Raw genomic sequence first — 25728 nt, forward strand, 5'->3', positions numbered from 1 at the left:
TTTTATGCTGTGAATAAGATTATTTCACATGAAACTCGTCAACAATGGGGACGAGGTGACAAAATGAAACGAAAACGAATCAGGTTACTCAGTATATTTTTATTACTGGCTCTCTTCGCTTTATCGGGGAGACTGATGCAATTGCAATTATTCCAAACAGAATCCTATTCGAAACATCAAATCAATCTTCTGGAGGAAAGTGTCTCTCAACGAACGCAACAATTGGTGATTGATGAAGGACGTGGAGAATTTCTCGATCGGAACGGGGAACCACTTACGTACACGGAAAAAAATATTCTCGTTCTTTTTCCATTTCTAAAAAAAATCGATTGGCCGGTTGAAAAAGTTGCGGGAATTCTTCATGTTCCTCCTCAAACCATTCAAACTAAGGTTGAGGAAGCAAATGGACCGATCGTATTTGGAGGGAAAAATCCTTTACAGCTCAGCGAAAATCAGATGAAAGAAATTAATGCACTTAAAATTCAGGGGGTGTTTGCTCTCACAAAAAAGTTCAAAAGTAATGAAGTCCCTGCTTCCCAGCTGATCGGTGTGACGGGAGAGAATGCTGATGTGTTTCATAAGCGGTACCCGGATAAAGTAAAAGGGGCTAATCAGAAAATTGGCGTGTCGGGACTTCAAGAGAGCTTTGATGAATGGCTGGTAGCAGAAGAAGAGGCGAAATTAATCTATCATGTTGATGCAATCGGTGGTCCATTATTCGGTGTGGATGTAAAATATTTGGCGCCAGCCAATCCATTCTACCCCCTTAATGTGAAGACGACGATTGATGGTAAGATGCAGCAGGCATTGGAAGAGGTTGCAGATACATATAACATGCAAAAAGGAGGATTACTGCTCCTTGATATTGAAAAAAGCGAAATTGTCGCGAGTGTCTCAAGACCTTCGATGAAAAGCCGTGACCCGTTCAGTGGCGGGGCAACGAATTACATGCTGAAAGCGTTGATCCCCGGTTCCGTATTTAAGACGGTAGTGGCTGCTGCCGCCATGGATGAAGGGATCGTCGATGAAGGCAGATTATTTGCTTGTGATGAAGATATTAGAGGTGGTCGTGCAGAAAAGCCGCATGGAACTATCAATATAAAAACAAGTCTTGCCGTCAGCTGTAACCGGACGTTTGCAGATTTGGCGAATGAACTGACGGAGAAGGATGACCATCTTCTTGATGAGTATGCTGAAAAGATCGGCTTGCTTGGTGATATTGCCTGGAAAGGGAATGTCTTTCATTACGAAAGCTTTCCGCAGCTTCAAGTTAGCGAAGGAAGGATCTTCGGGTCGGATGAACACAGAGGTGAACCTAAACTTGTTTCTCAAACCGGGATCGGACAACAAGAAGTCCGGGTCACCCCCTTGGGCATCGCCAATATGATGGCCACCATCGCCAGGGGAGGAGAGAAATATCAGGTGAGTGCCGTATCCGCAGTCGAGTACCAAAATGGAACGAAGATGTTTTCCTTCCCAAAACAGAAGCAGGAGGGTGAGACGATTACCCCATTTACGGCGATGAAGCTTCAGCAATATTTAAGAGGAGTGGTGAACTCTCCCGAGGGGACGGCACCCTATCTTCAGACGGCGGCCTACAGTATTGCCGGTAAAACGGGAACGGCCCAAACAGGTAATTACCGGGGAGAAGAAGTAAAAGAAAATGAATTGTACAATAAATGGTTCGCAGGATATTTCCCCTTTGAAAATCCTAAATATTCCCTGGTTGCAGTCAACATGGATGTGAAGATCGATGAAGGCGGGATATATCCGATTTTTAAAGATAGCGTAGATGCCATATATAATCTTGAAAACAATTAACCGCATTGTACAATGGTCCTGCGACCTTTTTCCCTTTCTTATGAAAGTAGCTAAAGCCCACTGAGCTGGATAATGTTTCGCTTTATTCTTTTCCTCTTATCATGTTAAAATGTTTAGGATAATAGGGAGGGAAACGTAATGGCGAAATACCAATCTAGATTAGATAAACGTTCCAAGAAGAATACAAATAAAATCTTGAACATCATGATTGCAGTCGTACTTCTATTGATTGTCGTTGTCGGAGCAACAATAGTGATGGGAGGCGGCGATGAAAAGGCATCATCCAGCGCTTCCGATACAGAAACAAAGGATTCGAGCAATAATAATGCTGAAAAAGACGATAAATCTGTTTCTTTAGATGAGGACAAAAAATCTGAGGAAAAAGATAATGAAGATAAAAAAGACGAAGAAAAGAAAAGCGATGAAGAAACACAAAAAGACGAAGCCTCTGATGAAGAGCAGGACACTGTTAAATTAGAAGGCGAAGATCAAAATGAATTAAAAGTAGAAGAAAGTGACGAACCAAATGTGAAGCAAACAATGGTGCACCCTGACTGGAAGCCTATTGGAACTGAGCAGACCGGCGAACACGTATCTTCATATGATTTAGGATCTGCAGATTGGCAGGAAAAAGTGAAAGCTGTATCGTATGCAACGGGAATCCCTGAAGATAATATGACCGTTTGGTATATCGAAGGGAATGGCGGCCCTCAGAAATCCATGGCAACCGTGACGGCGAAAGATACAAAAACGCCATACAGAGTGTACCTTCAATGGGTGGACGGCAAAGGATGGCAGCCTACGAAAGTACAGGAATTAGTGAAAAACGATAAAGACTGATAATCAATGAAAAAGGCCCTTCCAAGTGGAAGGGCCTTTTTCATTGATTCATTTCTTGACTTTAAAATGAACCGCAGCACTATACAATCTTCTGCCATTTTCATCAATGGAAACGGCATGATGTACATGATGGACGCTCAGCATGATGGCTTTATTATGCTGGATTTGTTCATCTACCTTCTTTTCCAGTGTTCGTAAACTATCTGCTTCAAAAAACTCCACTTTATCTTCTATTAAGTCAAATGAAATATTCATAAGATTCTCCTCCTCAATTGCATGTGATATCTCTTGATTGCAGGTTGTCCCTCCTTATTTTAGAGCCGGAAAACGGATTTTACAATTATTATTTGTTGAAATCATTAGGAGAATATGATAATTTAATAACAGTTTTAAATTTAATTCATAGTATGTTTATAGGAATTATAAACTTAATGCAGCAGAGGTGCTAAATCATGGGTAGAGAATTTTTGGATTTGTTTCAGGATTGGGCAGATTCATATGACGATACAGTTACCGGGAAAGACATTGAATATCAAGCGGTATTTGAGGGTTATGAATCCATTCTTGATGAAGTAGTGTCCCGTTCAAAGGGAAGAGTCGTTGAATTTGGTCCCGGTACTGGAAACTTGACCAAGAAATTACTGGATGCAGGGCTAGAAGTGGTTCCTTTTGAGCCTTCTCCGGAAATGAGAGCGATCGGAATGCAGAAGCTTGGAGAAGAAGTGACGTTCATGGATGGTGATTTCCTGGACTTTTCTTTAAAAGGAAGAGCGGATTCCATCGTAAGCTCCTATGCATTTCATCACTTAACGGATGAAGAAAAGGGAAAAGCTTTTAGCATATATGGAAAGCTCCTAGCACAAGGTGGTAAAATAGTATTTGCCGATACGATGTTTGAAACGGATCAGCACTATCAAGCCGCCATATCCCTAGCAATTAAAAAAGAGTATTACAATCTGGCTGAAGATTTGAAACGGGAATATTACACCTCCTTGGATGTTCTAAGGGAGTTATTGGACCAAAATGGATTTTCAGTTCGTTTTAAGCAAGTGAATACCTTTGTGTGGATTATGGAGGCGACTAAACAGTAGAAAGAGGTTTTAGTAATGAAAATCGCCATCATCGGAGCAATGGAAGAAGAAGTAGCCTTACTTAGGGAAAATATTTCAAACCCTGAAGTGGAAACGATCGCAGGGTGTGAATATACAAGTGGAATGATGAAAGACAAAGAAGTGATCTTACTTCGCTCAGGGATAGGCAAAGTGAATGCAGCGATGTCAACAGCTGTTCTTCTCCAGCATTTTCAACCGGATTGCATCATCAATACAGGGTCAGCAGGAGGATTCGATCCTTCTCTGAATGTTGGTGATGTCGTCATCTCAACAGAAGTAAGACATCACGATGTGGATGTAACGGCTTTTGGATATGAATATGGACAGGTGCCACAGCTTCCTGCAGCATTTACAGCAGACGGGAAATTGATGCAAACGGCCATTGATAGCGTGAAGGAATTGGGAGATGCACAAGTGGTGTCAGGATTAATCGCCACGGGAGATTCATTCATGAATGATCCGCTGCGTGTGGAAGCGATCCGTGACAAGTTTACTGATTTACAGGCAGTTGAAATGGAAGCGGCCGCCATTGCGCAAGTGGCTCATCAATTCAAAGTGCCATTTGTCATCATTCGATCACTTTCCGATATTGCAGGCAAGGAATCAGATGTTTCCTTCGAGCAATACTTGGAAAAGGCAGCACTTCACTCTGCCAAGATGGTCATGAGCATTGTAGAGTCTGTTTAATACAAGGAAAATACGGCTGACCCAGGTACCTTTCTTTCTCATTAGAACATGCGGAACGGATGTGTTCATGCGAGCACTCTATTCTTGTATACGGAGAACAGGGATGGTGGATGGGTCAGCTTTTTTTTATAAAGGGGGATTGAATCCATGGACGTGTATAAAAGCGTACATGACCTGATTGGGAATACACCGATTGTCGAGCTTACAAACTTCCCATTGAAGAAAGGGGTCCGGATCTTTGCTAAGCTGGAATTTTTCAATCCTGGAGGTAGTGTGAAGGATCGTTTAGGCCGGGAATTATTAGAAGATGCCATCCGTAACGGCAAAATAGAACCGGGAGGCACCTTCATCGAACCGACTGCAGGGAACACGGGAATCGGCCTGGCTCTCGCAGCTGTGAATTCCGGATACAAGGTTCTGTTCTGCATACCTGAAAAATTCAGTATGGAAAAGCAGGAGCTTATGAAAGCCTTGGGCGCCAAAATCATTCATACCCCAACCGGGGAAGGAATGAAGGGGGCCATCGCAAAAGCAAATGAGCTGGTAAAGGAAATCCCGAACTCATATTCTCCGCAGCAATTTGGGAATGCGGCCAATCCGAAGACGTATTACAAAACGTTGGGACCGGAACTATGGAATCAGATGGATGGCAACATTCATACATTTGTCGCAGGAGCAGGGACAGGGGGTACCTTCATGGGAACTGCTCAATACCTGAAGGAAAGAAATAAGAACATTAAAACGGTCATCGTTGAACCTGAGGGCTCCATCTTGAACGGTGGACCATCAGGACCCCATAAAACAGAAGGGATCGGCATGGAATTTTTACCTCACTATATGGATCCAAGCTATTTTAATAGCATCCATACCGTGACGGACGACAATGCTTTTAAACGAGTAAAAGAGCTTGCGCTGATGGAAGGCTTGCTAGTCGGAAGTTCTTCTGGTGCAGTGCTGCATGCCGCATTGCAGGAAGCGGAAGACGCAGAGCCGGGAAGCCATATCGTCACGATTTTCCCGGATTCAAGTGAGCGTTATTTAAGTAAAAAAATATATGAAGGAGGACTCTAATCATGAAAAAGAAGACACAACTAATTCACGGCGGTATCCCTACAGATCCTCAAACAGGTGCTGTGTCCACTCCCATTTATCAGGTGAGTACGTATAAGCAGGATGAAGTAGGAAAGCATAAAGGTTTTGAATATTCACGTTCAGGAAACCCGACAAGGCACGCACTTGAAGAGTTGATTAAAGATCTGGAAGGCGGGGAAAAAGGTTTTGCCTTCGGATCGGGGATGGCCGCTATCACAGCGGTTATGATGCTATTCAACAGCGGAGATCATATAGTGATGACAGACGATGTGTACGGCGGAACGTACCGCGTCATGACGAAGGTGTTAAATCGCGTAGGTATCGAGTCCACCTTCGTTGATACAAGCGATATCAACAACATCGAAAGTGCCATTCAGCCGAATACAAAGGCTGTATACATTGAAACACCTACAAATCCATTATTGAAAATTACGGATATCGAAGCTGCGGCTTCATTAGCCAAGAAGCACAATCTATTGACGATTGTAGATAATACGTTCAGCACGCCATATTGGCAAAATCCAATCAGCCTGGGAGCAGATATCGTTCTTCACAGTGCAACGAAATACATCGGCGGACATAGTGACGTTGTGGCAGGACTGGTCGTCGTGAATTCCGAAGAGCTTGCTGAAGAGTTATTCTTCGTACAGAATTCCACAGGCGGGGTTCTTGGACCACAGGATTCATGGTTACTGATTCGGGGCATTAAAACCTTGGGGCTGAGAATGGAAGAACATGAAGAGAACACGAAGAAAATAGTCGAGTATCTTACATCACACCCGAAAGTATCAAAGGTTTACTATCCTGGACTCGAAACCCATCCGAATCACGACATTGCCAAGAAACAGGCATCGGGCTTTGGGGGAATGGTTTCCTTTGATGTAGGAAGTGAAGAAAATGCCGACCGTCTGCTCACGAACACCAAATACTTCACATTAGCTGAAAGTCTTGGTGCAGTAGAAAGCTTGATCTCGGTACCTGCCCGCATGACCCACGCGTCCATTCCGGCAGATCGCCGAAATGAGTTAGGGATCACCGACGGTTTGGTACGTATCTCTGTCGGTCTTGAAGACGTTGAGGACCTGATTGAAGATATTGAAAATGCACTTTCAAAGTAATAAGTCTACTGGCAGAACTGGTATCAATTACATGGTAGCTGACATGCGTTAGTATGTTACCATAGAATGAGAGTTTACTAGTTCTAAAGTAGGTGAATGCACATGAAGAACGCAAACAAAAGAACCATGCAACAAAAAATGAACGACTTTAAACGTTTTGGTTTTACGTTACTTGCACTTAGTGTCTTTATGTATTTAGGGGTCATTATCCCAACAGAAACCGTCACACCAAGTAAAACGATCACCCTCATGACGGGGACCGTTGTTCTACTCGGATTGTCACTTATGTATTTTACAAAAGCAATCAAATACAAAAAAGATCTGCAATCTGCAGATGAATAGATCATATAAAGCGGGTTCTCATTGAGGACTCGCTTTTTTTATTCAAAACTCCATTATTGCGATATCGCCTTTTATGTGGAAATTTGTAGAAAAAATAATGAGGAAAGTGGTTTACTTTCTAATGGAAATTGGATATACTAACCAATGTAAGAAAAAAATCACAAGAGGGAGGTCGAAGAACATGTTCGTGCTTATTGGAAAAAAAGACACAAATTCATATTGTTTTCATCATTCGACCGCTTGTGGGATGTTTTACGCTTAATTTTAAATCCATTAAATGATAGCCACAGGGAGAATGTAGGTTCCTGTGGCTTTTTTGTGCCACAAGGATCGGTCTCTTTGTGGCTTTTTAGCATGCCTTGCAGCTCACTAGGCACTTTGAAAGGGGTGATATGTATGACACTGAATCTTTTATTTATTACGGTAACGTTCAAAAAGAAACAAGAAACGTTTGAAGAAGTGACTCACAATGAAACAGTTTCAAAGTTCTATGAAGAAACGAAAACCAAGAACCAGTATATGTCGCAATTGTTCTAAATCGATATCAAATAAGGGAGAGGAGAATGAAATATGATTTATATACAGGAGAAAAGACTAAATGCGCTATGGGTAGAGAAGGATACTGCCTAACGAAACAGAAGGTGGGTGGGACGATGTTTTTAAATATTGTTTTTTGGTCGGCTCTCTTCCATAAAAAGAAGAAGCAGGATAAGAAATAGATTGAATGAGGAGGATGCCTTTTTTGGAGGGTGTCCTTCTTTTTATATTGGGGATTCGAGGCATGCAAGACAGACACAGTTCTGTCAATCTTTAGTAATAAGTTGTTCACGAATGAGAGGGGATTATCCGGCTTTTCGTGATACATTAATAGTAAGAAGAGCAGGTAGTAATGACTGCTAAAGAGGGAGTGAGATTACGATGTTTTCAATGATAATGGGTCTTATCGTAACATCTGTGATTGGTCTGATTATTGCCGCTGAAGTCAGTGTTGAATAGCATAAAAAAAAAGCGATCCGACACTGGATCGCTTTTTTCATGATTTATTCCGTTTTTCTTTTTCCTCGCGATAAAATTCATGAAACATCTTCATGAGTGCCCTTTTCTCGATTCGTGATACATAGCTTCTTGAGATCCCTAATTCCTTGGCAATTTCCCGCTGGGTTTTTTCCTCTTTCAAGTCTAATCCAAATCGCCCGACGATCACTTCTTTTTCCCTCTCGTCCAGCACACAAATGTATTTTCTTACCTTTTCAAGTTCCATACTTAATTGAATCGTATCAATGACATCATCACTCTCAGACTTTAAGATATCAATCAAGCTGATTTCGTTTCCTTCTTTATCTTGACCGATGGGATCGTGAAGAGAGACATCCTTTTTCGTTTTTTTGAGTGCACGAAGATGCATAAGGATTTCATTCTCGATACAACGTGCCGCATATGTTGCAAGCTTTGTGCCTTTTCCTTCTGAATAACTTTCAATTGCCTTGATCAATCCGATGGTCCCGATGGAAATTAGATCTTCTGGATCTTCGCCTGTGTTTTCGAATTTCTTGACGATGTGAGCAACCAATCGCAGATTATGTTCAATGAGCATGTTTCGGGCGTGCTCATCTCCTTCTGCCATCAGCCTTAAATATTTTCGTTCATCTGCTGCAGATAGAGGTTGAGGGAATGCATTATTCTTTACGTAAGAAACGAGGAAAATTAACTCTTTAAAGAAATACCCCAGTGCCGTTAGAACTCCAGACATATTCACACCTCCATGAGGACTTAAGCCCATACTCATTCATATGATAAGTTGGGGATGTCCTTGCATGTCCCTGGAAAGTAATCCAAGAAAACGCAAACTTTCTTTCCGGAGAATCGGGTAATAAAGTTGGAAACTGCCTATACGCTATTTCCCTATGAACATATACTAGTAGTAAAAGTAGGTGAGGAGGTATTGCAATGCCGTATGGATACCCTTGTTATGGACCAGTCTATCCAGGTTATTATGGTGGTGGCGGATTCTACTTCGCTCTGGTCGTTGTATTACTAATCTTACTTTTCCTATTTGGTGGATGGTGGTACTACAATAACTGTTAGCCTGACAAGTACGACGCTTATATCCAAACAGAGCCCTGTTCCATGTGGACAGGGCTCTGTTAAACTCTTACATTTTCTTTAAAGTAAACGGGCTAACCATTAAAATGGACAGAATGATTGTCATAAATAAAATAAGTACGCTTGAAACAAAAGGGATGGCGAAATAGCACAGGGTCAGTAAACATCCGGCTACGGTTATGGGTAATCCCGTAAAATAGCCATCGTTCTCTGAAATGTTGAAGCGAGCCAATCGAAAAGCACCACACCCTATATAAAATATGGTGAAAAACATACCTGGAAAGTCATACTGATTCAGCACAGCTGTATAAAGCAGTAATGCAGGCGCTACGCCGAATGATATAATGTCACTCATGGAGTCCAGCTGCTTCCCTAATTCTGACTCAATGTTCAATCTTCTCGCAACCATCCCATCAAAGCGGTCTGTCAAGGCTGCGACGAAAATGAGTAACAAACTCAGGTTCAGTTGGTTATGAAGAATTGAAATGATGGCAAATCCACCTAAAGATAAGTTGGACAAGGTGATGAGGTTGGCCGTTTGAGCCTTAAGCTTTTTAAATGTTTGATCGACGACTTCGGAGAGAAACAATCAAAACTCACTCCTTTAAAATAAGTTTGCTCACTATTGAACATAATTTCCGGTTCACATTTCCGCGTATCTCATGAATTGCAGAAGCAATGGCCCGGTGGTTATTGCTACATCCAATGGTGAAAAAAGATTCTTATAAATATAGTATATAATAATATTTTATTATATACTTATTAAACTGTTAAAGTTAATCGTTTTTTAGAAATTTGTGAGGGTAATAATGAAACAATCCATTTATCGTTTATTTATTGAACTAACAAATACCGTCGGTGAAACAATTGGAGATTTCAGTCAATAAAAAAGAGGACGGATTTGATACAAATCCGTCCCATTTCATGTTAGTATTCTACGATGTAGCTTTTATTTTATTAGTAAGAGATCGACGGTGAATTTCCATTTCGATGAGGCGAATGAATTCTGTATTGAGTTTCAACTCCAACGCTTTGAAATAAGAATCAATCAACAGTTCGTCCGATAATTTCCTCATTAATGCCACCTCCAATAACCATCATCTTTTTTATTTCTGAATATCATGTTTTGTACGTTTTTAAGTAGTAATTAAACTTTACCAAAATTATTTTTTCAGAACAAGCGTTCCGTTATCCACAGTTTGCGGTGGATAAGTTGTGACTAACTTGTATATAACTGGTAAATAAGCGATATTTATGTCTTGTATAATGTGAATAAGGTTATCCACAACCAGGAGGGAAACTGGGAATTTGTCGAAAAATATTTATTCTCCATGGGAATATTTATTGAATCCCTTGAATATATGTGATTTATTTTGAATCTGCAGGGAAAATTGGTTATCATTAATCTGTTATAGGTTAAAAGATATTTATAGAAAGAATTTGGTATCCGCAGAAATCAATGGACGTAAAGCTATAAGATTATGAACAAAAAGTAAAACATCAAGTGATTAAATGATAAAGAAATTTGAGGTGCTGCAAGTGATAAAGCAATTTTTACCCGATGAACAGGTTCAAGATATTTTCAGTATCAGACCGGAGTATTTAAAACAAAAAGGAATTAAAGGGATCATTACAGATTTAGATAATACGTTGGTGGAATGGGATCGTCCCAATGCCACTCCCAAACTAATTCAGTGGTTTAAAGAAATGCAGGAGCATGGAATCCTTGTGACCATTGTGTCCAATAATAATAAAAACCGTGTGGGAGCATTTGCCGAGCCTTTAGGCGTTCCTTTTATATTCCAGGCACGTAAACCAATGGGACGTGCTTTTAAAAGGGCGATCAAAGAAATGGGTATAAAGAAGGAAGAGTCGGTAGTGATTGGAGACCAGCTGTTAACGGATGTTTTAGGCGGTAATCGAAATGGCTTCCATACGATCCTTGTAGTTCCGGTTGCACAATCAGATGGATTCATCACAAAGTTCAATCGTCGTGTAGAACGGAGAATAATGAAGTTTTTCAAGCGTAAAGGCATGCTTGAGTGGGAGGATAAAAAGTGAGTCAAGTTGTTTGTATAGGATGTGGCGTTGAAATCCAGACGGAGAATAAGGAAGGAATGGGGTATGCACCTCCTTCAGCTCTGCAAAAGGAAGAGATTATTTGTCAACGTTGCTTTAGATTAAAGCATTATAATGAAGTCCAGGATGTCCCCTTAACGGATGATGACTTCTTGAAAATATTAAATGAACTTGGCGATTCAGAAGGGTTGATTGTCAAGGTCGTCGATATATTTGATTTCAATGGAAGCTGGCTGCCTGGATTGCATCGTTTCGTGGGTTCCAACCCGATTCTGCTCATCGGAAACAAAGTGGACCTGCTTCCGAAGTCTGTGAAACACTCCAAGCTGATTCATTGGATGAAGCATGAAGCCAGTCAATTGGGATTGAAGCCTATTGATGTTCAATTAGTGAGTGCCGCAAAAGGACAGGGAATTACTGATGCGATCGAAGCGATCGAGCATTATCGAAATGGAAAAGATGTGTACGTAGTTGGGTGTACAAACGTTGGGAAATCAACGTTCATCAACCGTATTATCAAGCATGTCTCAGGAGAACAGGATGTCATTACGACGTCTCACTTCCCCGGTACCACACTTGATATGATTCAAATTCCGCTTGATGATGAAGAGTCGCTCATCGATACTCCAGGAATCATCAATCATCATCAGATGGCCCATTTTGTAGATAAACAGGATTTGAAAATTATTACCCCTAAAAAAGAGATCAAGCCGAAAACCTTCCAGTTGAATCCTGAACAAACCCTGTTCTTCGGTGGGCTGGCACGCTTTGACTTCATGGCAGGTGAGCGCCAGCCATTTACTTGCTATTTCTCAAATGAGCTGACCATTCATCGTACAAAGATTGAAAAAGCCGATGAGCTCTATAAGAACCATGCAGGTGAACTGTTGCAACCGCCAAGAAAAGATGACATGGACACATTCCCTCCACTTGTGAGGCATGAGTTCAGAATTAAAGAAGCAAAAACGGATATCGTCTTCTCAGGTTTGGGATGGATTACAGTGAATGAAAGAGGGGCGACCATTGCTGCCCATGTTCCTAAAGGCGTTAGTGTTTTCTTGAGAAAATCATTGATCTAGGAGGGATTCTGTGGCTCTTTATGGTGTTATAGGTGATCCGATTGCCCATTCTATGTCTCCAGAGATGCATAATGCTGCGTTCAGAGAATGTGGAATGGATTCTGATTACGTGAAATTTCACGTGAAGAAAGAGCAGCTTCCAGAAGCCATTGATGGAGTTAAAGCGCTAGGGATTCAAGGAGTGAATGTGACAGTTCCCCATAAGGAACATGTCATGCCTCTATTAGATGAAATCGATCCACTGGCAGAGGCAATCGGGGCAGTGAATACGATTGTCAATGAAAATGGCAAGCTGATCGGTTATAATACAGACGGTCTTGGGTTTGTGGAAGGCTTGAAAAATATAGCGGATGAACAACTTGAAGATAAATCGATGCTGATTATCGGTGCCGGTGGCGCTGCGAAAGCCATTTATTATTCTCTTGCTTCGTTGGGAGTGAAGAGAATCGATGTGACCAACCGGACGGCACTGAGAGCTGAAACGATGATCGAAGCGTGCCCTTTCGATTTGGACTCAGGATTTCTATCTTTAGAAGCTGCAGAAAGCGCATTGGACCAATATGATGTGATCATCAATACAACATCTATAGGAATGTTTCCTCTTATAGATGACAGTCCGTTAACCATCAAAGAATTAAAAGAGGGATGCATCGTTAGTGACATTATCTATAATCCTTTGGAAACAGCTCTATTGAAACAAGCGAATCAGAAAGGTGCCCGTACTCAAAATGGCCTTGATATGTTTGTGTACCAGGGAGCCCTTTCGTTTGAAAAGTGGACAGGGATCTTTCCACCATATTCGATTATGAAAAACACCGTTTTACAACAACTAGGAGGTCAACATGTTAACAGGTAAACAAAAAAGATATTTACGTTCTGAAGCACATCATTTAAATCCGGTTTTCCAAGTGGGAAAAGGCGGAGTCAATGAAAATATGATCAAAACAATCGGAGAAGCGATTGAAGTAAGAGAACTGATGAAAATCAGTGTTCTTCAAAACTGCGATATGGATAAGTCTGAGGTTGCCGACCAGCTTTCAAAAGGAGTAGGAGCAGAGATTGTCCAGATCATTGGAAGTACCATCGTCCTTTACAAAGAATCGAAGGAAAACAAGCAATTAATCCTACCACGATAAGGATTGATAAAATGATGAAAAAGGTTGGACTCCTTGGAGGGACATTTAATCCTCCTCATATGGGCCACTTGGTGATTGCCGAACAGGTGTTGAAGAAGGCAAACTTAGATGAAATTCGATTTCTTCCCAATCATGTTCCTCCTCATAAACAAGTGGATGACCGTGTAACGGCGAATCAGCGCCTCTTCATGCTGCAACAAGCGATTAAGGGCAACCCCAACTTTTCCATTGAGCGGATCGAACTGGAAAGAGAGGGTGCCTCATACACCTACGACACCATCAAGCTATTAACCGAGAGGGAAGAGGAAACCGAGTTTTCTTTTATAATAGGCGGGGATATGATCGAATATCTCCCGAAGTGGTATCGAATCGAAGATCTTCAGGAAATGGTGAGGTTTATTGGTGTCAATCGTCCTTCCTATTCACATGAGACTTCATTTGATGTTCAGTTGATTAAGATTCCAGAAATAGATATTTCTTCTTCCTATATTCGCGATACAGTGAAAAAGGGACAATCGGTTCGCTACTTGGTTCCAGATGATGTGTATCGATTCATAAAGGAGGAGAAGTTGTATGAATAGGGAAAAAGCTTTAAGAATCGTGAAAGACCATTTAACGGAACATCGTTATTTACACACTTGTGGTGTCATGGAAACGAGTATAGAGCTTGCGAAACGGTATGGAGCCGATGCGAAAAAGGCGGAAATAGCGGCGATTTTCCATGACTATGCGAAGTTCCGGGATAAAGAGGAAATGAAACGGATCATTGTAGAAGAGAAGCTCTCTCAGGACCTATTACTGTACAATAGCGAGCTCTGGCATGCACCTGTAGGAGCCATACTTGTAGAGCGTGAAGTTGGTATACAGGATGAAGATATTTTAAATGCCATCCGCTGCCACACTTCAGGAAAAGAAGAGATGACGATTCTTGACAAAGTGATCTATTTAGCTGATTACATCGAGCCGAATCGTCGCTTTCCCGGGGTGGAAGAAGTGAGGGAGATCGCTAAAGAATCATTGGATCAAGGCCTTTTAAAGGCTCTTCAAAATACGATGACGTTTCTTATGAAAAAAAATCAAGCGATCTATCCTGATACATTTCGCTTTTATAACGGATTAATTTTAAACCAGAGGAGATGAAGGAATGGAACAAAATTTAGTAGAATTAGCGTTTAATGCCGCTGATGATAAACGTGCTGAAGATATTGTTGTATTAGACATGAAAGGTGTTTCTTTAATTGCGGATTATTTTCTGATCTGTCACGGGAACTCAGACAAACAGGTACAGGCCATTGCCCGTGAATTAAAGGATAGAGCAGAAGAAAACGGCTATACAGTCAAACGTCTGGAAGGATTTGATCAAGCACGCTGGATCTTGGTCGACTTAGGTGATGTCGTCGCTCACGTATTCCATAAAGAGGAGAGAGGCTACTATAATCTTGAGCGCTTATGGGGAGATGCATCCTTCGTAGAAGTTGGACAAGGTGAGAGTCACTAAATGAGTTATGAACGTTTTGCTTATATGTACGATTATTTAATGCAGGACGTCCCATATGACGGCTGGTTGGAGTTTGTCAATAAACAAGCTGATGCCCATTCAATCCAAGGGAAAAGGGTCCTTGATATCGCTTGTGGAACAGGTGAGTTGTCACTGCGCCTTGTCCGGGATGGTTACGATGTCACAGGCGTCGATCTCTCCCAGGATATGCTGATGGTTGCTCAGGAAAAGGCTTTAGAAATGAACGTAAAGCTAAGCCTGTTTCAGCAGGATATGTCAAAGCTTGATTCACTTGGTAAATACGATCTTATCACGATTTTTTGTGATTCCCTGAATTACCTGGAAGACGAACTTGACGTGAAGAACACGTTCAAAAGTGTATTTGCTCATCTGAAGCAGGATGGCTTATTCCTGTTTGATGTGCATTCCATCTTCAAAATGACGCAAATATTTATAAACAAGACGTTTACCCTTACGGATGATCATGTTTCTTACATTTGGGATTGTTTCCCTGGGGAAGCGCCCAATAGTGTAGAGCATGAACTGACTTTTTTTGTGAAAGATGAGGAAACGAATCAGTACGAAAGAGTAGAAGAGCTTCACAAACAGAGGACATACCCCATCCTGACCCTAAAGGAATGGTTAAAGGATGCAGGGTTCGAAGTGTTGAATGTCTCTGCAGACTTCACAGAAGAAGCTCCTTCAGACCAAAGTGAAAGAATCTTCTTTACCTGTAAGAAAAAATGATAAAAAGCCGGATCGTCTCTGAAAAGAGAAATGGTCCGGCTTTTTTGAATGGCCTTATCTAAAAGATTTATAAAAAAGAAGGAATAATTCATTTTATGTCGAAATATAAAAAAGGAGTCCCACTAGACTCCAAATTGTGATTTCGTTCCTTCAATATCATCCACGAACTTTTCCTGGGTGGCCTCGAATAATTTCTCGAAGACATCTCCCAGCTCTCTTTCCATTACGGAAATTCCTATTCCAGTCACTCCGCCTTTAACACAAACTTTCTCTTGAAGTGTCGGTAATGTATAAATGTTTTTCTTTAATAAATCCCCAAGGCCAACGAGCATTTCAGATGCCAGGACGGTAGCCGTTTCCCTGTCAATTTCCGTCACTTCCACAGCAGCGTTAATAAATCTTTGCGTGACATAACTGAAAAAAGCAGGCCCGCAACTGACAATGTCAGAAGCCACTCGCGTCACATTTTCATCAATCACTACAGGTGTGGAAATATGCTCAACCAGTCTAGTTAAATCCCGCCTCCATTTATCTGAACAACGACTTCCATACGTTAAAAGTGACACACCGCTCAGTGCACGATTTGTAATGCTTGGAATGAATCGTGCGCATGAACTGGACAGTAGGGACTCTAACTGATCCACGCTTACTGGACTGGTTATCGAAACAACGCATTTATCCTTTGTAAAGCTTTTCTTATTCTCGTGGATCACATCATATACATCATGAGGTTTGACACAAATGAAAATTAAGTCGGATGACACAATCACTTCTTCGTTTGAATACCTTACATTCACTTTGTTCCATTTCTCTTTTATATCCTCGGCCTTTTTTAAAGAACGATTCGTAATATGAAGATGTGAAGGAGAAATCGCCTTTGATTCAATGAGAGCTTCAATAATGATTTTCCCCATGTTTCCCGTTCCAATAATACCTACTTTCATGTTCAGCCCTCCTTCTATCACACTCTCTCCTAAAACTTATGAATTCCTTGCAATGAATATTCCACCAGAGGTGATTTCCTGTGCAGTCCCTAATTGAAAAGTACAGAACGGTCCTAGTCATTTTGGCGATTTGTTCCATTGTCCTGATAGCCTATATACTAAAAAGTGCTTCCAAAGCTCCAGTGAACGAGGCTTCTTTTACAGCAGCCCCTGTTGAAAGAGAAAAGGAACCTGAAGAAGTGACATCCGTCGAAAAAGTGTATGTTGACGTAAAGGGAGAAGTTGTTCGCCCAGGATTATATGAGGTGAAACAGGGCGATCGGCTAAAGTTTGTGATCGACCGGGCGGGTGGTTTCACAGCAGAGGCAGATAAGAAAGTGATCAATCTGGCGGTTAAGGTATCAGACGAAATGATGATTTATGTTCCTAAGATCGGAGAAATCGAAACGCCCCGGCTGGCTCCTCCTGCACCCCTGACCGATTCAGGAAAGGATAGAATTAACATTAATACAGCCACTCAACAGGAATTCGAAACCCTGCCTGGAATTGGTCCCGCTAAAGCGTCGACCTTTATCCAATATCGAGAAGAAAATGGTCCGTTTGAGGCTATAGAAGATATTAAAAACATTTCTGGAGTCGGTGAAAAAACCTTTGAGAAATTAAAAGAATATATTTCTGTCCAATGAATTGACGAACATAGGAAGTCTTTATACACTTAAACTGACAAATTAAATGTAGCTAAAAAACAAAGAAAGGGGATTAGGGATGGATAGAATCGCTTGGCATCAATATTTTATGGCTCAAAGTCAGCTCCTTGCCCTGCGCAGTACGTGTACGAGACTGGCAGTCGGGGCAACCATCGTTCGTGAAAAACGAATCATTGCAGGAGGCTATAACGGATCCATCGCAGGAGGCGATCATTGTATAGACAAAGGATGCTATGTGATTGACAATCATTGCGTCAGGACCATTCATGCCGAAATGAATGCTTTGCTGCAATGTTCAAAGTTCGGCGTGGGAACGGAAAATGCGGATATTTATGTAACTCACTTCCCATGTCTTCAATGCTGTAAGGCACTTATTCAAGCAGGAATCAAAACGGTTTATTACGCAAAAGATTATAAAAATCATCCTTACGCCATTGAACTTTTCGAAAAGGCAGACGTCCACGTTGAGAAAGTTCCATTTGTAGAAAGCAGCATAGACGTAAAACACAAAGAAAAGGCATCCATGATGGTCCAATTAATCGAAGACTTGAGAAAACAGGGTGCTGCAGAAGAGAAGCTCAATTACTATGAACAAGAATACATAAAACTCTTTAATGAATAGAGGAATATGCCTTTACCTGGCATTTTCAGTACTTTCAGGGACGCTTCTGGCACTTCAATTCCATTGGGGTGCTGTCGTTCTTGCTTTGATGCTTCTTTCCCTTTTCCTCAGGAAAGTGACCTTCACCGTTCTCCTTCTCTGCTTCTCATTTCTCTTCATTTCCTTTCTCAACACCACTATTCAAGAAAAAAGGCAGAAAACCGTCCTTCCATCAGAACCTTCACCCAACGTCTTTCAAATAGTTATCAATGACATTCCAACCATCGATGGGAGTACCTTTGTTTCCCTGGCGAAAATGAAGAGGGAGAAGGTTCTCTTGCGGTATTATTTCTCTTCAGAGAAAGAGAAACGGCAATTTCAACAAGTAAAGCCCGGTTTTGCCTGCGAAGTGAAGGGAAAGTTGACAGAGCCCAAACCTAATAAAAATCCAAACTTATTTCACTATAAAAATTATTTAGCTCAGCGGGGAGTATATTGGATTCTCGACATACAGGCATTCGGGGAATGCGAGGATCAAAGCGGGTGGAAACACGCACTCATACATCTTAGGTTCGATGGACTGAAGAAAATCGAAAGGGAATTTCCAACTTCCACAGTAGGGGTGACCCAAGCGTTGATGTTTGGAGAAACGAATATGATCTCAGAAGATACGATGCAGGCATTCAGGGAACTCGGCGTCGTTCATTTACTGGCGATTTCGGGCTTGCACGTCGGGTTGATATTTGCCATTCTCCATTATTTCCTATTAAGAATAGGCATCACAAAAGAAGCGGTGACATGGATAGGGATTTTTTTTCTCCTATGTTACATCGTACTGACAGGAGCATCCCCTTCTGTTATCAGGGCATCCTCCATGCTGATTGTGATACTTATGAGCAGAAAAGTGGCTAAGAGCTTAAATACGATTGACAGTTTGGCGGTAGTGTTTATCATCATTGTATTATACGAACCCTTTTCTATTTTCAATGTGGGATTTCAGCTGTCATTTATGGTGAGTTTTTCTCTTGTGATATCTTCATCAGCTATTTTAGATACATCGTCATCCATCGTTCAATTGCTTAAAGTAACGCTTGTTGCCCAGCTATCTTCACTGCCCATCGTCATCTATCATTTCTATGAATTCTCCTTGATAGGCTTTCTTACGAATCTTCTTTATGTACCCCTATTCTCACTCATTGTTCTTCCCCTTTGCATCGTTGTCTATTTTCTGACGTCTTTTCTATCTCTCGAGTGGTTGTTGCTCATCTATAAATACCTTCTGGATGGTATACAATGGATCTCTTCGGCGATTGCATCTTTTCCATTCACTACAATTGTGCTGGGGAAGCCTCACTTTCTTTTGCTGCTCGGTTATTTCATCGTTATTTACATTGTGTTCGTTTGGTTCGAACAAAGGAAATATAATCTTTCCGGACTGTTCCTACTTCTCTATGCAGGCTCTCACCTGCTCATTAACACGTATAATCCCAATGGTGAAATCGTATTCATAGATGTTGGGCAAGGTGATGCTACATTGATCAAGCTGCCATACAATCGAGGAACCTATCTTATCGATACAGGCGGGGAAGTGCAGTTTCCGAAAGAAAAGTGGGAAGAGAGAAAGAATCGTTTTTCTGTAGGGGAAGACATCGTCGTTCCTTTTTTGAAAAGTAAAGGTATCACGTCCATTGACACCCTGATCTTAACACACGGAGATCTCGATCATATCGGGGGAACAGAGGCGATACTTGAGGAAATGAAAGTGGGAGATCTCTTGATCAGCCCTGGAAGCGAGGAGAAAGGTGAAATGAAGAGAATCGTGAAAATCGCCAGACAAAAGGGAATTCCTGTTGAAGAAGCCCTGTATCCACACAGTTGGAGTGGTGATAAGGATGGACTTCATGTTGTTTCGCCTCAGGACAAGGAATATGAAGGCAATAATGACTCGATTGTCTTATATGGAGAAATCGGGTCTTTGAAATGGTTATTTACTGGAGATTTAGAAGAGCAAGGGGAGAAAGAATTAATCAGGACCTTCGATTTGCCGATTGATGTGTTAAAAGTAGGTCATCATGGGAGTAATACGAGTACAACAGAGGAGTTCCTCATTGAAACCAATCCGTCTGTCGCGGTGATCTCAGCGGGTGAAACCAATCGATTTGGGCACCCTCATCCTGAAATAGTGGAACGATTGGTTAGAAGCGGAATAACTATATATAGCACCGGAGAAAATGGGGCGATCACCTATCGTTTTCGGGATAAAAAAGGAACGTTTTCAGCCCACCTGCCATAGGATGTATGACAAAACAATTTAAGCGCTAATGAAAAAGGGGCAGACCCATCACAAAGAGTCAGGCGCCTTCAAACCATCTGTATGATACACCAGTACCATATATGGAAGTTGAAGAAACCGGAATCTTTAAGGTCTGCCTCCTATCTTTCATTAAGAGCCAATTAACTTAATAACAGTTGCAATAACGAACATTGTAGCAAAGAATCCAAAAGAAACAATAAAGCCAACGCCTGAATCTACTGCATCATTTCTTTTTGATTGTACATTCTTTTCAAATTGGTTCACAACTACCCCTCCTATTTCTATTCTAGTATAGAACATCGCTATTAAAAAATCTATACTTCCCTTTACTTTTTCCTTTACTGACAAGAGTTGTCACCTATAAGTTCCCCGTACTGGGTGACACTAATCATTACAAAGGAAATACCGCTTAACGGAAAAGGTTCCTAGGTCTTCTCCGTTAACGTTAATATAGATATAGGGGGTGTCCTATATGAAGGATGTCCCCTTTACCCCTTGTCAAAACCAAAAAGCTTTTTTACCATAGAGTAGAGAAAAGAATTAATGGAGAGTGCTGACTTGGTTATTGATATTTGGAAAAAAATAGAGAAATCTCAATTCTCAGCTATATATTTAGTTTACGGAAATGAGTCATTTATTATTAATGAAACGAAACAAAGAATTGTCTCAAGTGCCCTTTCAGAAGAAGAAATGGATTTTAATTTTTCCAGTTATGATTTGGAAGAAACTCCTATAGAAGTGGCGATAGAAGATGCAGAAACCTTTCCATTCATGGGGGAGAGAAGGGTCGTCATTCTCCAAAACCCTGTTTTTTTGACCGCTGAAAAAACAAAAGAGAAGGTAGAGCATAACATTAAACGATTGGAACAATACATACAATCCCCTGCTCCTTATACAGTACTGGTCTTTACGGCGAATTATGAAAAACTGGACGAGCGTAAAAAGATTACGAAATCTTTGAAGAAATTAGCAGAAGTCGTAGAGGCGAAAAAGCTGAATGAGCATGAATTAAAATCCTGGGTAAGAGAAAGGGCGGCCTCTAATAGTGTTCAGATAGATGAAGATGCCATTGAATTGTTGCTGACCCTCGCTGGAACAAACCTGATGATGCTTACGCAAGAGCTGGACAAACTTTCCCTATACGCAAGCGATACAAACAGAATCGATGTGGAAGTGGTGGAACGATTAACAGCCAGATCCCTGGAACAAAATATCTTTACCTTAGTCGACAAGGTCGTTCAAAGAAGGATCGATGAGGCATTAAGAATTTATTACGATCTCCTCAAGCAAAACGAAGAACCGTTGAAAATTCTATCGATCCTGGCAGGACAGTTCAGGCTCATATACGGAACGAAGGAACTATCACGAAGAGGATACGGCCAGCAAAAAATTGCGTCCTACTTGAAAGTGCATCCTTTCCGGGTGAAGCTTGCGGCTGGTCAGGCGAAGCATTTCAACGATAAACAACTTGCCCATATCATCGAATTGCTATCACAAGGAGATTACGAAATCAAAACTGGGAAAATCAAAAAAGAACTGATGATTGAAATGTTTCTGTTTAAACTTCATGATCAGAGTTTTACTTGAAGACAATCCCTTAATGAATAGTAGAAATCAAAAGAAAAACCACCTGCCCGGGGGCGAGGTGGTTTTTTTCAATTAGTTCGCTTTTTTCATTAGGCGAGACTTTTGACGATCCGCAGCGTTTTTGTGGATAAGACCTTTTTGAGCTGCTTTGTCTAATTGACGAACCGCTTCTGTTGCTAATTCTTTAGCGTTGTCTGCGCTGTTAGCAGCTGCAGCTTCTGCTTTCTTGATAGCAGTACGCATTGTAGATTTCACAGCAGCGTTTTGAGCGTTGCGCTCGTTGCTAGTTTTTACACGCTTGATAGCTGATTTGATATTTGGCATTCCTGTCACCTCCTATAAAAGGATCGAGATTCTATGTGACTCGATTTAAATTCCTAAACAATAAGAACAAATGATATTTTATCAAACGAACAGTGATATTGCAATACTATGTAGTGAAATTAAACGGGTGAATGAACACATACTAAAAAGGTAAACATAAAAAAATAGTAGATAAGATCCCAAGCTTGGAGGTAGAGTCGAAATGAAGAACGAAGAAATCGATCTAAGTAAATATTCCATTCGTACCGATCTTGCCGTTGAAGCAAGAGAAATGGTGGTCAGTGATAAAGCGGAAGATACGTCTTCCATCCAAGGAGTCATGATCAAAGAGAAAGAAGAAGATGGGGTGAAAGTTTCCCTGGTCACCGTTACACCTGAAGGAGAAGAGAAAATCGGTAAAAAACCAGGGAACTACTTAACCATCGAGGCTCATGGAATTCGCCAGGAAAATGCAGAACTGCAACAAAGAGTCGAAAAAGTATTTGCGAATGAATTTAATCAGTTTTTAATTAATAATAAAATCAGCAAAAATGCAAGCTGCTTGATTGTCGGACTCGGGAACTGGAATGTAACCCCCGATTCTTTGGGCCCCCGAGTATGTGAAGACATCATTGTGACGAGACATCTTTTTGAACTTCAGCCGGAATCAGTGGAAGAAGGTTATCGCCCGGTCAGTGCACTTGTTCCTGGAGTGATGGGACTGACGGGAATTGAAACGAGCGATATCATTTTCGGTGTTGTGGAGAAATCCAAGCCCGACTTTATTATCGCCATCGATGCCTTGGCATCCCGTTCCATTGAACGCGTCAATTCCACCATCCAGATATCCGATACTGGTATACATCCTGGATCGGGAGTTGGAAATAAACGGAAAGGACTCGATCAGGAGACGTTAGGTGTTCCGGTCATTGCTATCGGTGTTCCGACCGTACTCGATGCTGTCACCATTGTAAGCGATACAGTGGACTTTCTTTTAAAACATTTTGGGAAAGAGATGAGAGAAGGGGGACGGCCTTCGAGATCCCTCGCCCCGGCGGGATTAAGCTTTGGAGAAAGAAGGACATTAACCGAAGAGGATCTTCCGGAAGAACAGCATCGTCAAACATTCATGGGAATTGTGGGAACCCTCGAGGATCAGGAAAAACGAAAACTGATTCATGAGGTGTTAGCTCCTATCGGGCACAACCTGATGGTCACCCCTAAAGAAGTGGACGTGTTCATGGAAGATATGGCCAACCTCATCGCAAGCGGACTGAATGCTGCACTGCATGATGCGGTTGATCAGGAAAATACCGGGTATCAGACGAGATAGATGGCAGGTGAAAGTATCGCCTTAGGGGTAGGTAATGACCCTTGAGGCGTTTTTTTTATGAATTGTAAATAGAGTGATCGGATCTTGAGGAATTGTCAGCTCTCGGATCTCACGGATTCGGAATCAGTGTGCTTTTTTAAGTTTAGATTGTTTAGAAATGATTGTTTCGCTGATATATTGGAAATTTCGCTGATAAAAGTTCCGATTTCGCTGATAAAATCAGAATATCGCTGATAAAATGAAAAATTCGCTGATATCCAAAAAGGGGACAGGGTTTTTCTGTCAAAATTGAGATTTATTTGCCGCTTAAACCGAAAATTTTAGAATTAAGGCTGATTTTTACCTGAAAAGGGTCATTCCCCCGCTCAAAAATCGTGATTCTCGCTCAAAAAAGAAATTTCTTGCCATCTTACTTCACTCCAGCTTTTAACTTCCAACCCCCATCTACTCCAGACCCCACTAAAAATAATAGATTCCCCGTTTAACTTTTCACCAATAACCTCATAATGACTACTAAATATAGTTCTACTTTCTCTAGCAATGTCATAGGTTGTACTAGAGTAGAGAAAAGAAAGGGTGAGGGAATGAGGTCGTATAAGGCGTCCAATTATGTAGTAGCGATTAATATGTCAACGATATTGAAAGGGATGTTGATCTTCATTGTAGGATTGCTCTCGATTTTTTCAATAACGGGCATCCTCACTTCCTTAAGCCCGGAGTATAGAATTACATCGAATTCATTGAATCAAGCAGCTTCCAATGTGAAGGGTGACGCATTATATAAGATCTTGGCATTAGAAAACCGGGCTTTTAATCAAATTTTGAATGAAGAAGAACAGGCTTTACCGAATTTGTCATCCCTCCTATTTCAGGTGGCTACCAATGTGAGCTTTGAAGATCCCCGAAGTTTCCTGGGGAGAGAGCTGCCGGGATTTTCGATTTTCGATGGTGACATTCTAGTGGCCGGGGAGGGGACGGATTTTACGAATATGCCGATTGAATCTGTCCCTCCTCCCGAAGCACTCGAGGCAGGGAATGAAGCACCACTCAAGAATGTAGAGAATTTTAATGAATCAGATCAAAAGAGTGGGGATGTGGCACCGCCTTTATCAACAGGAGATAAGAAGACGGTTCATCTTTACTTCACACATACCCGTGAATCCTATCTGCCTTACTTGGAGGGGGTAACGAATCCGGATTCAGCGATGCACTCGGAAGTAAATGTCACCAAGGTGGGGGATATGGTGAAGAAGTATTTAGAGGGACTTGGAATTGGGACGACCATCGATAAAACCGATGTGATAGCGAACCTGAACAACAAAGGATTGGATTATTGGGCTGCATATCAGGAGTCCAGACCCTTAGTGCAGGCTGCCATGACGAGTAATAAAGACTTGATGTATCTGGTTGACATACATCGTGATTCACAAAGAAGGGCTGTTACGACGGGGACCATCAACGGCAAATCCTATGCCAAGCTGGCGTTTGTAGTCGGGGAAGAGCATCCGAATTACGAGCAGAATTTAAAGGTGGCAACAGAGCTTCATAAGTTATTGGAAGCGAACTATAAAGGAATTTCACGTGGAGTGATTGCGAAAAAGGGAAGCGGTACAAACGGTAAGTTCAACCAGGATCTTTCAAGTAACGCCATGTTACTGGAGTTTGGCGGAGTGGATAACACGTTTGAAGAACTGGAACGATCTGCACAGGCTTTCGCTGAAGTATTCGCTGATTATTATTGGCAGGCTGAAAAGGTGAATCATGTACCTGTAACTCCTGCAGTAAGTCAGTAATCAAAAGGGTGAATGAAACCATGACAAAATTCTTTTTTAAATGTGCACTACTGATATCTGCATTATTCATTGGTGTTCTGATCGGGATGCAGTATGCCAATCAGGGGATTGTGGAAATGAAGGGGCATGAACAGCAGAACTTCACTTCTCCGGTGGGGGTGAGTCAGGACGGGGAGGGGAACGTCGAGGCGTCTTTCCTCGGAAATGAAGTTGAATCCAAAACGTTAAGTGAAAAGAAAGAGAAATTAGAAGATATGAAAGCCTTTAATGCCTTTTCCTCGATCGGGAAAGCATTGGCGAATACCATTGAAAGCATTACCAACGAAATAGTGAACTTTATCGCTTCGTTGATATAAACGGGAAGAGAAGGCTGGGAAATAGTACTGCCTTCTCTTTTTGATGTCCAGTATTCATTGGATTTGTGCCACCCGAATTAATGATGCCTTGCGTTAAAATGGACAATTCCCGCATAGCCCTTCAGTTTACATTGAA

Annotated in this window: 31 protein-coding genes; 24 read left to right on the forward strand and 7 right to left on the reverse strand. The window is 41.4% G+C overall.

Annotation, left to right across the window (positions count from 1 at the left end):
- The first annotated feature begins 63 nt into the window (after positions 1–63).
- The gene (locus TV75_RS14830) at positions 64–1821 is read left to right on the forward strand and encodes a peptidoglycan D,D-transpeptidase FtsI family protein (protein ID WP_044339684.1); all 1758 of its coding nucleotides are present in this window, start codon (positions 64–66) and stop codon (positions 1819–1821) included.
- 138 nt (positions 1822–1959) lie between these two features.
- Complete coding sequence (locus TV75_RS14835; RefSeq protein WP_044339570.1) at positions 1960–2661, forward strand: YrrS family protein; 702 nt, start codon at positions 1960–1962, stop codon at positions 2659–2661.
- 48 nt (positions 2662–2709) lie between these two features.
- Here the strand turns inward: TV75_RS14835 and TV75_RS14840 are convergent, their stop codons facing one another.
- Positions 2710–2916, reverse strand: a complete 207-nt coding sequence (locus TV75_RS14840) for a DUF2536 family protein (protein WP_044339571.1) — start codon at positions 2914–2916, stop codon at positions 2710–2712.
- A gap of 197 nt (positions 2917–3113) precedes the next feature.
- On the opposite strand from TV75_RS14840, the gene TV75_RS14845 reads away from it, so the two are divergent.
- The 6 genes from TV75_RS14845 (at position 3114) to TV75_RS21580 (ending at position 7549) form a co-directional block, all read left to right on the forward strand.
- Entirely contained in the window at positions 3114–3752 is a 639-nt protein-coding gene (locus TV75_RS14845; RefSeq protein ID WP_044339572.1) for a class I SAM-dependent DNA methyltransferase, read from the forward strand.
- A 15-nt stretch (positions 3753–3767) separates the two neighbouring features.
- Positions 3768–4460: a 5'-methylthioadenosine/S-adenosylhomocysteine nucleosidase gene (gene mtnN / locus TV75_RS14850; protein WP_044339573.1), complete on the forward strand. Its 693-nt coding sequence runs from the start codon at positions 3768–3770 to the stop codon at positions 4458–4460.
- 147 nt (positions 4461–4607) lie between these two features.
- Positions 4608–5531, forward strand: coding sequence for a PLP-dependent cysteine synthase family protein (locus TV75_RS14855; RefSeq protein WP_044339574.1), 924 nt, complete (start codon positions 4608–4610; stop codon positions 5529–5531).
- Between the two features lie 2 nt (positions 5532–5533).
- Positions 5534–6670, forward strand: a complete 1137-nt coding sequence (locus TV75_RS14860; RefSeq protein ID WP_044339575.1) for a bifunctional cystathionine gamma-lyase/homocysteine desulfhydrase — start codon at positions 5534–5536, stop codon at positions 6668–6670.
- A gap of 102 nt (positions 6671–6772) precedes the next feature.
- Positions 6773–7012 carry a YrhC family protein gene (locus TV75_RS14865; RefSeq protein WP_044339576.1) on the forward strand — a complete coding sequence of 80 codons (240 nt, stop codon included), beginning with the start codon at positions 6773–6775 and terminating at the stop codon, positions 7010–7012.
- Between the two features lie 396 nt (positions 7013–7408).
- Positions 7409–7549, forward strand: a complete 141-nt coding sequence (locus TV75_RS21580; RefSeq protein WP_172655777.1) for a YrzI family small protein — start codon at positions 7409–7411, stop codon at positions 7547–7549.
- 496 nt (positions 7550–8045) lie between these two features.
- Here TV75_RS21580 and sigK read toward each other — a convergent pair whose 3' ends face one another.
- The gene (sigK, locus tag TV75_RS14870; protein ID WP_044339577.1) at positions 8046–8762 is read right to left on the reverse strand and encodes an RNA polymerase sporulation sigma factor SigK; all 717 of its coding nucleotides are present in this window, start codon (positions 8760–8762) and stop codon (positions 8046–8048) included.
- Positions 8763–8959: 197 nt separating this feature from the next.
- On the opposite strand from sigK, the gene TV75_RS22150 reads away from it, so the two are divergent.
- Positions 8960–9097, forward strand: a complete 138-nt coding sequence (locus tag TV75_RS22150; RefSeq protein ID WP_172655779.1) for a hypothetical protein — start codon at positions 8960–8962, stop codon at positions 9095–9097.
- Positions 9098–9164: 67 nt separating this feature from the next.
- Here the strand turns inward: TV75_RS22150 and pssA are convergent, their stop codons facing one another.
- Entirely contained in the window at positions 9165–9704 is a 540-nt protein-coding gene (gene pssA, locus TV75_RS14875) for a CDP-diacylglycerol--serine O-phosphatidyltransferase (protein ID WP_044339578.1), read from the reverse strand.
- A gap of 346 nt (positions 9705–10050) precedes the next feature.
- Positions 10051–10191: a sporulation histidine kinase inhibitor Sda gene (locus tag TV75_RS14880; RefSeq protein ID WP_044339579.1), complete on the reverse strand. Its 141-nt coding sequence runs from the start codon at positions 10189–10191 to the stop codon at positions 10051–10053.
- Positions 10192–10627: 436 nt separating this feature from the next.
- Here TV75_RS14880 and TV75_RS14885 point away from each other — a divergent pair, with 436 nt between their 5' ends.
- From TV75_RS14885 to TV75_RS14920, 8 genes are read left to right on the forward strand one after another with little or no spacing between them, the layout of a single operon-like run.
- A complete protein-coding gene (locus TV75_RS14885; RefSeq protein WP_044339580.1) occupies positions 10628–11176 on the forward strand; it encodes a YqeG family HAD IIIA-type phosphatase in 549 nt (182 codons plus the stop codon).
- Entirely contained in the window at positions 11173–12273 is a 1101-nt protein-coding gene (gene yqeH, locus TV75_RS14890) for a ribosome biogenesis GTPase YqeH (RefSeq protein ID WP_044339581.1), read from the forward strand. Before TV75_RS14885 ends, yqeH begins: the two co-directional genes overlap by 4 nt.
- A 10-nt stretch (positions 12274–12283) precedes the next feature.
- The gene (aroE, locus tag TV75_RS14895; RefSeq protein ID WP_301280432.1) at positions 12284–13129 is read left to right on the forward strand and encodes a shikimate dehydrogenase; all 846 of its coding nucleotides are present in this window, start codon (positions 12284–12286) and stop codon (positions 13127–13129) included.
- Entirely contained in the window at positions 13116–13409 is a 294-nt protein-coding gene (gene yhbY, locus TV75_RS14900; protein WP_044339582.1) for a ribosome assembly RNA-binding protein YhbY, read from the forward strand. The genes aroE and yhbY overlap by 14 nt, the downstream gene beginning before the upstream one ends.
- A gap of 14 nt (positions 13410–13423) precedes the next feature.
- Positions 13424–13990 (forward strand): nicotinate-nucleotide adenylyltransferase, encoded by a 567-nt coding sequence (locus TV75_RS14905; protein ID WP_044339686.1) that lies wholly within the window; start codon positions 13424–13426, stop codon positions 13988–13990.
- Positions 13983–14549 (forward strand): bis(5'-nucleosyl)-tetraphosphatase (symmetrical) YqeK, encoded by a 567-nt coding sequence (gene yqeK, locus TV75_RS14910; RefSeq protein ID WP_044339583.1) that lies wholly within the window; start codon positions 13983–13985, stop codon positions 14547–14549. The genes TV75_RS14905 and yqeK overlap by 8 nt, the downstream gene beginning before the upstream one ends.
- A 4-nt stretch (positions 14550–14553) precedes the next feature.
- Positions 14554–14907 (forward strand): ribosome silencing factor, encoded by a 354-nt coding sequence (gene rsfS / locus TV75_RS14915; RefSeq protein ID WP_044339584.1) that lies wholly within the window; start codon positions 14554–14556, stop codon positions 14905–14907.
- Positions 14908–15654 carry a class I SAM-dependent DNA methyltransferase gene (locus tag TV75_RS14920; RefSeq protein ID WP_044339585.1) on the forward strand — a complete coding sequence of 249 codons (747 nt, stop codon included), beginning with the start codon at positions 14908–14910 and terminating at the stop codon, positions 15652–15654.
- 122 nt (positions 15655–15776) lie between these two features.
- Here TV75_RS14920 and comER read toward each other — a convergent pair whose 3' ends face one another.
- A complete protein-coding gene (comER, locus tag TV75_RS14925) occupies positions 15777–16598 on the reverse strand; it encodes a late competence protein ComER (RefSeq protein WP_044339586.1) in 822 nt (273 codons plus the stop codon).
- Positions 16599–16678: 80 nt separating this feature from the next.
- Here comER and TV75_RS14930 point away from each other — a divergent pair, with 80 nt between their 5' ends.
- The 3 genes from TV75_RS14930 (at position 16679) to TV75_RS14940 (ending at position 20199) form a co-directional block, all read left to right on the forward strand.
- On the forward strand, positions 16679–17284 hold the full coding sequence (locus TV75_RS14930; RefSeq protein ID WP_044339587.1) for a helix-hairpin-helix domain-containing protein: 606 nt from the start codon (positions 16679–16681) through the stop codon (positions 17282–17284).
- 79 nt (positions 17285–17363) lie between these two features.
- The gene (locus TV75_RS14935) at positions 17364–17927 is read left to right on the forward strand and encodes a ComE operon protein 2 (protein ID WP_044339588.1); all 564 of its coding nucleotides are present in this window, start codon (positions 17364–17366) and stop codon (positions 17925–17927) included.
- Positions 17920–20199, forward strand: a complete 2280-nt coding sequence (locus TV75_RS14940) for a DNA internalization-related competence protein ComEC/Rec2 (RefSeq protein WP_044339589.1) — start codon at positions 17920–17922, stop codon at positions 20197–20199. Before TV75_RS14935 ends, TV75_RS14940 begins: the two co-directional genes overlap by 8 nt.
- 150 nt (positions 20200–20349) lie before the next feature.
- Here TV75_RS14940 and TV75_RS21585 read toward each other — a convergent pair whose 3' ends face one another.
- Positions 20350–20484: a YqzM family protein gene (locus TV75_RS21585; protein ID WP_044339687.1), complete on the reverse strand. Its 135-nt coding sequence runs from the start codon at positions 20482–20484 to the stop codon at positions 20350–20352.
- Between the two features lie 294 nt (positions 20485–20778).
- On the opposite strand from TV75_RS21585, the gene holA reads away from it, so the two are divergent.
- Complete coding sequence (gene holA / locus TV75_RS14950; RefSeq protein WP_044339590.1) at positions 20779–21807, forward strand: DNA polymerase III subunit delta; 1029 nt, start codon at positions 20779–20781, stop codon at positions 21805–21807.
- A 72-nt stretch (positions 21808–21879) separates the two neighbouring features.
- Here the strand turns inward: holA and rpsT are convergent, their stop codons facing one another.
- A complete protein-coding gene (gene rpsT, locus TV75_RS14955) occupies positions 21880–22131 on the reverse strand; it encodes a 30S ribosomal protein S20 (RefSeq protein WP_044339591.1) in 252 nt (83 codons plus the stop codon).
- A gap of 202 nt (positions 22132–22333) precedes the next feature.
- On the opposite strand from rpsT, the gene gpr reads away from it, so the two are divergent.
- From gpr to TV75_RS14970, 3 genes are all read left to right on the forward strand, one after another.
- Complete coding sequence (gpr, locus tag TV75_RS14960; RefSeq protein WP_044339592.1) at positions 22334–23443, forward strand: GPR endopeptidase; 1110 nt, start codon at positions 22334–22336, stop codon at positions 23441–23443.
- 584 nt (positions 23444–24027) lie between these two features.
- Positions 24028–25236, forward strand: coding sequence for a stage II sporulation protein P (gene spoIIP / locus TV75_RS14965; RefSeq protein ID WP_044339593.1), 1209 nt, complete (start codon positions 24028–24030; stop codon positions 25234–25236).
- Between the two features lie 20 nt (positions 25237–25256).
- Positions 25257–25592, forward strand: coding sequence for a DUF3679 domain-containing protein (locus tag TV75_RS14970; protein WP_044339594.1), 336 nt, complete (start codon positions 25257–25259; stop codon positions 25590–25592).
- Positions 25593–25728: the final 136 nt, after the last annotated feature.

The sequence above is a fragment of the Rossellomorea aquimaris genome, assembly GCF_000935355.1.
Classification (GTDB): Bacteria; Bacillota; Bacilli; order Bacillales; family Bacillaceae_B; genus Rossellomorea; species Rossellomorea aquimaris_B.

Excerpts from the sequence above, each read along its gene's own strand:
- TV75_RS14830 (WP_044339684.1), top strand. The coding sequence starts at position 64 with ATGAAACGAAAACGAATCAGGTTACTCAGTATATTTTTATTACTGGCT.
- TV75_RS14835 (WP_044339570.1), top strand. The coding sequence starts at position 1,960 with ATGGCGAAATACCAATCTAGATTAGATAAACGTTCCAAGAAGAATACA.
- TV75_RS14840 (WP_044339571.1), bottom strand. The coding sequence starts at position 2,916 with ATGAATATTTCATTTGACTTAATAGAAGATAAAGTGGAGTTTTTTGAA.
- TV75_RS14845 (WP_044339572.1), top strand. The coding sequence starts at position 3,114 with ATGGGTAGAGAATTTTTGGATTTGTTTCAGGATTGGGCAGATTCATAT.
- mtnN (WP_044339573.1), top strand. The coding sequence starts at position 3,768 with ATGAAAATCGCCATCATCGGAGCAATGGAAGAAGAAGTAGCCTTACTT.
- TV75_RS14855 (WP_044339574.1), top strand. The coding sequence starts at position 4,608 with ATGGACGTGTATAAAAGCGTACATGACCTGATTGGGAATACACCGATT.
- TV75_RS14860 (WP_044339575.1), top strand. The coding sequence starts at position 5,534 with ATGAAAAAGAAGACACAACTAATTCACGGCGGTATCCCTACAGATCCT.
- TV75_RS14865 (WP_044339576.1), top strand. The coding sequence starts at position 6,773 with ATGAAGAACGCAAACAAAAGAACCATGCAACAAAAAATGAACGACTTT.
- TV75_RS21580 (WP_172655777.1), top strand. The coding sequence starts at position 7,409 with ATGACACTGAATCTTTTATTTATTACGGTAACGTTCAAAAAGAAACAA.
- sigK (WP_044339577.1), bottom strand. The coding sequence starts at position 8,762 with ATGTCTGGAGTTCTAACGGCACTGGGGTATTTCTTTAAAGAGTTAATT.
- TV75_RS22150 (WP_172655779.1), top strand. The coding sequence starts at position 8,960 with ATGCCGTATGGATACCCTTGTTATGGACCAGTCTATCCAGGTTATTAT.
- TV75_RS14880 (WP_044339579.1), bottom strand. The coding sequence starts at position 10,191 with ATGAGGAAATTATCGGACGAACTGTTGATTGATTCTTATTTCAAAGCG.
- TV75_RS14885 (WP_044339580.1), top strand. The coding sequence starts at position 10,628 with ATGATAAAGAAATTTGAGGTGCTGCAAGTGATAAAGCAATTTTTACCC.
- yhbY (WP_044339582.1), top strand. The coding sequence starts at position 13,116 with ATGTTAACAGGTAAACAAAAAAGATATTTACGTTCTGAAGCACATCAT.
- TV75_RS14905 (WP_044339686.1), top strand. The coding sequence starts at position 13,424 with ATGAAAAAGGTTGGACTCCTTGGAGGGACATTTAATCCTCCTCATATG.
- yqeK (WP_044339583.1), top strand. The coding sequence starts at position 13,983 with ATGAATAGGGAAAAAGCTTTAAGAATCGTGAAAGACCATTTAACGGAA.
- rsfS (WP_044339584.1), top strand. The coding sequence starts at position 14,554 with ATGGAACAAAATTTAGTAGAATTAGCGTTTAATGCCGCTGATGATAAA.
- TV75_RS14920 (WP_044339585.1), top strand. The coding sequence starts at position 14,908 with ATGAGTTATGAACGTTTTGCTTATATGTACGATTATTTAATGCAGGAC.
- comER (WP_044339586.1), bottom strand. The coding sequence starts at position 16,598 with ATGAAAGTAGGTATTATTGGAACGGGAAACATGGGGAAAATCATTATT.
- TV75_RS14935 (WP_044339588.1), top strand. The coding sequence starts at position 17,364 with ATGGATAGAATCGCTTGGCATCAATATTTTATGGCTCAAAGTCAGCTC.
- TV75_RS14940 (WP_044339589.1), top strand. The coding sequence starts at position 17,920 with ATGAATAGAGGAATATGCCTTTACCTGGCATTTTCAGTACTTTCAGGG.
- rpsT (WP_044339591.1), bottom strand. The coding sequence starts at position 22,131 with ATGCCAAATATCAAATCAGCTATCAAGCGTGTAAAAACTAGCAACGAG.
- gpr (WP_044339592.1), top strand. The coding sequence starts at position 22,334 with ATGAAGAACGAAGAAATCGATCTAAGTAAATATTCCATTCGTACCGAT.
- spoIIP (WP_044339593.1), top strand. The coding sequence starts at position 24,028 with ATGAGGTCGTATAAGGCGTCCAATTATGTAGTAGCGATTAATATGTCA.
- TV75_RS14970 (WP_044339594.1), top strand. The coding sequence starts at position 25,257 with ATGACAAAATTCTTTTTTAAATGTGCACTACTGATATCTGCATTATTC.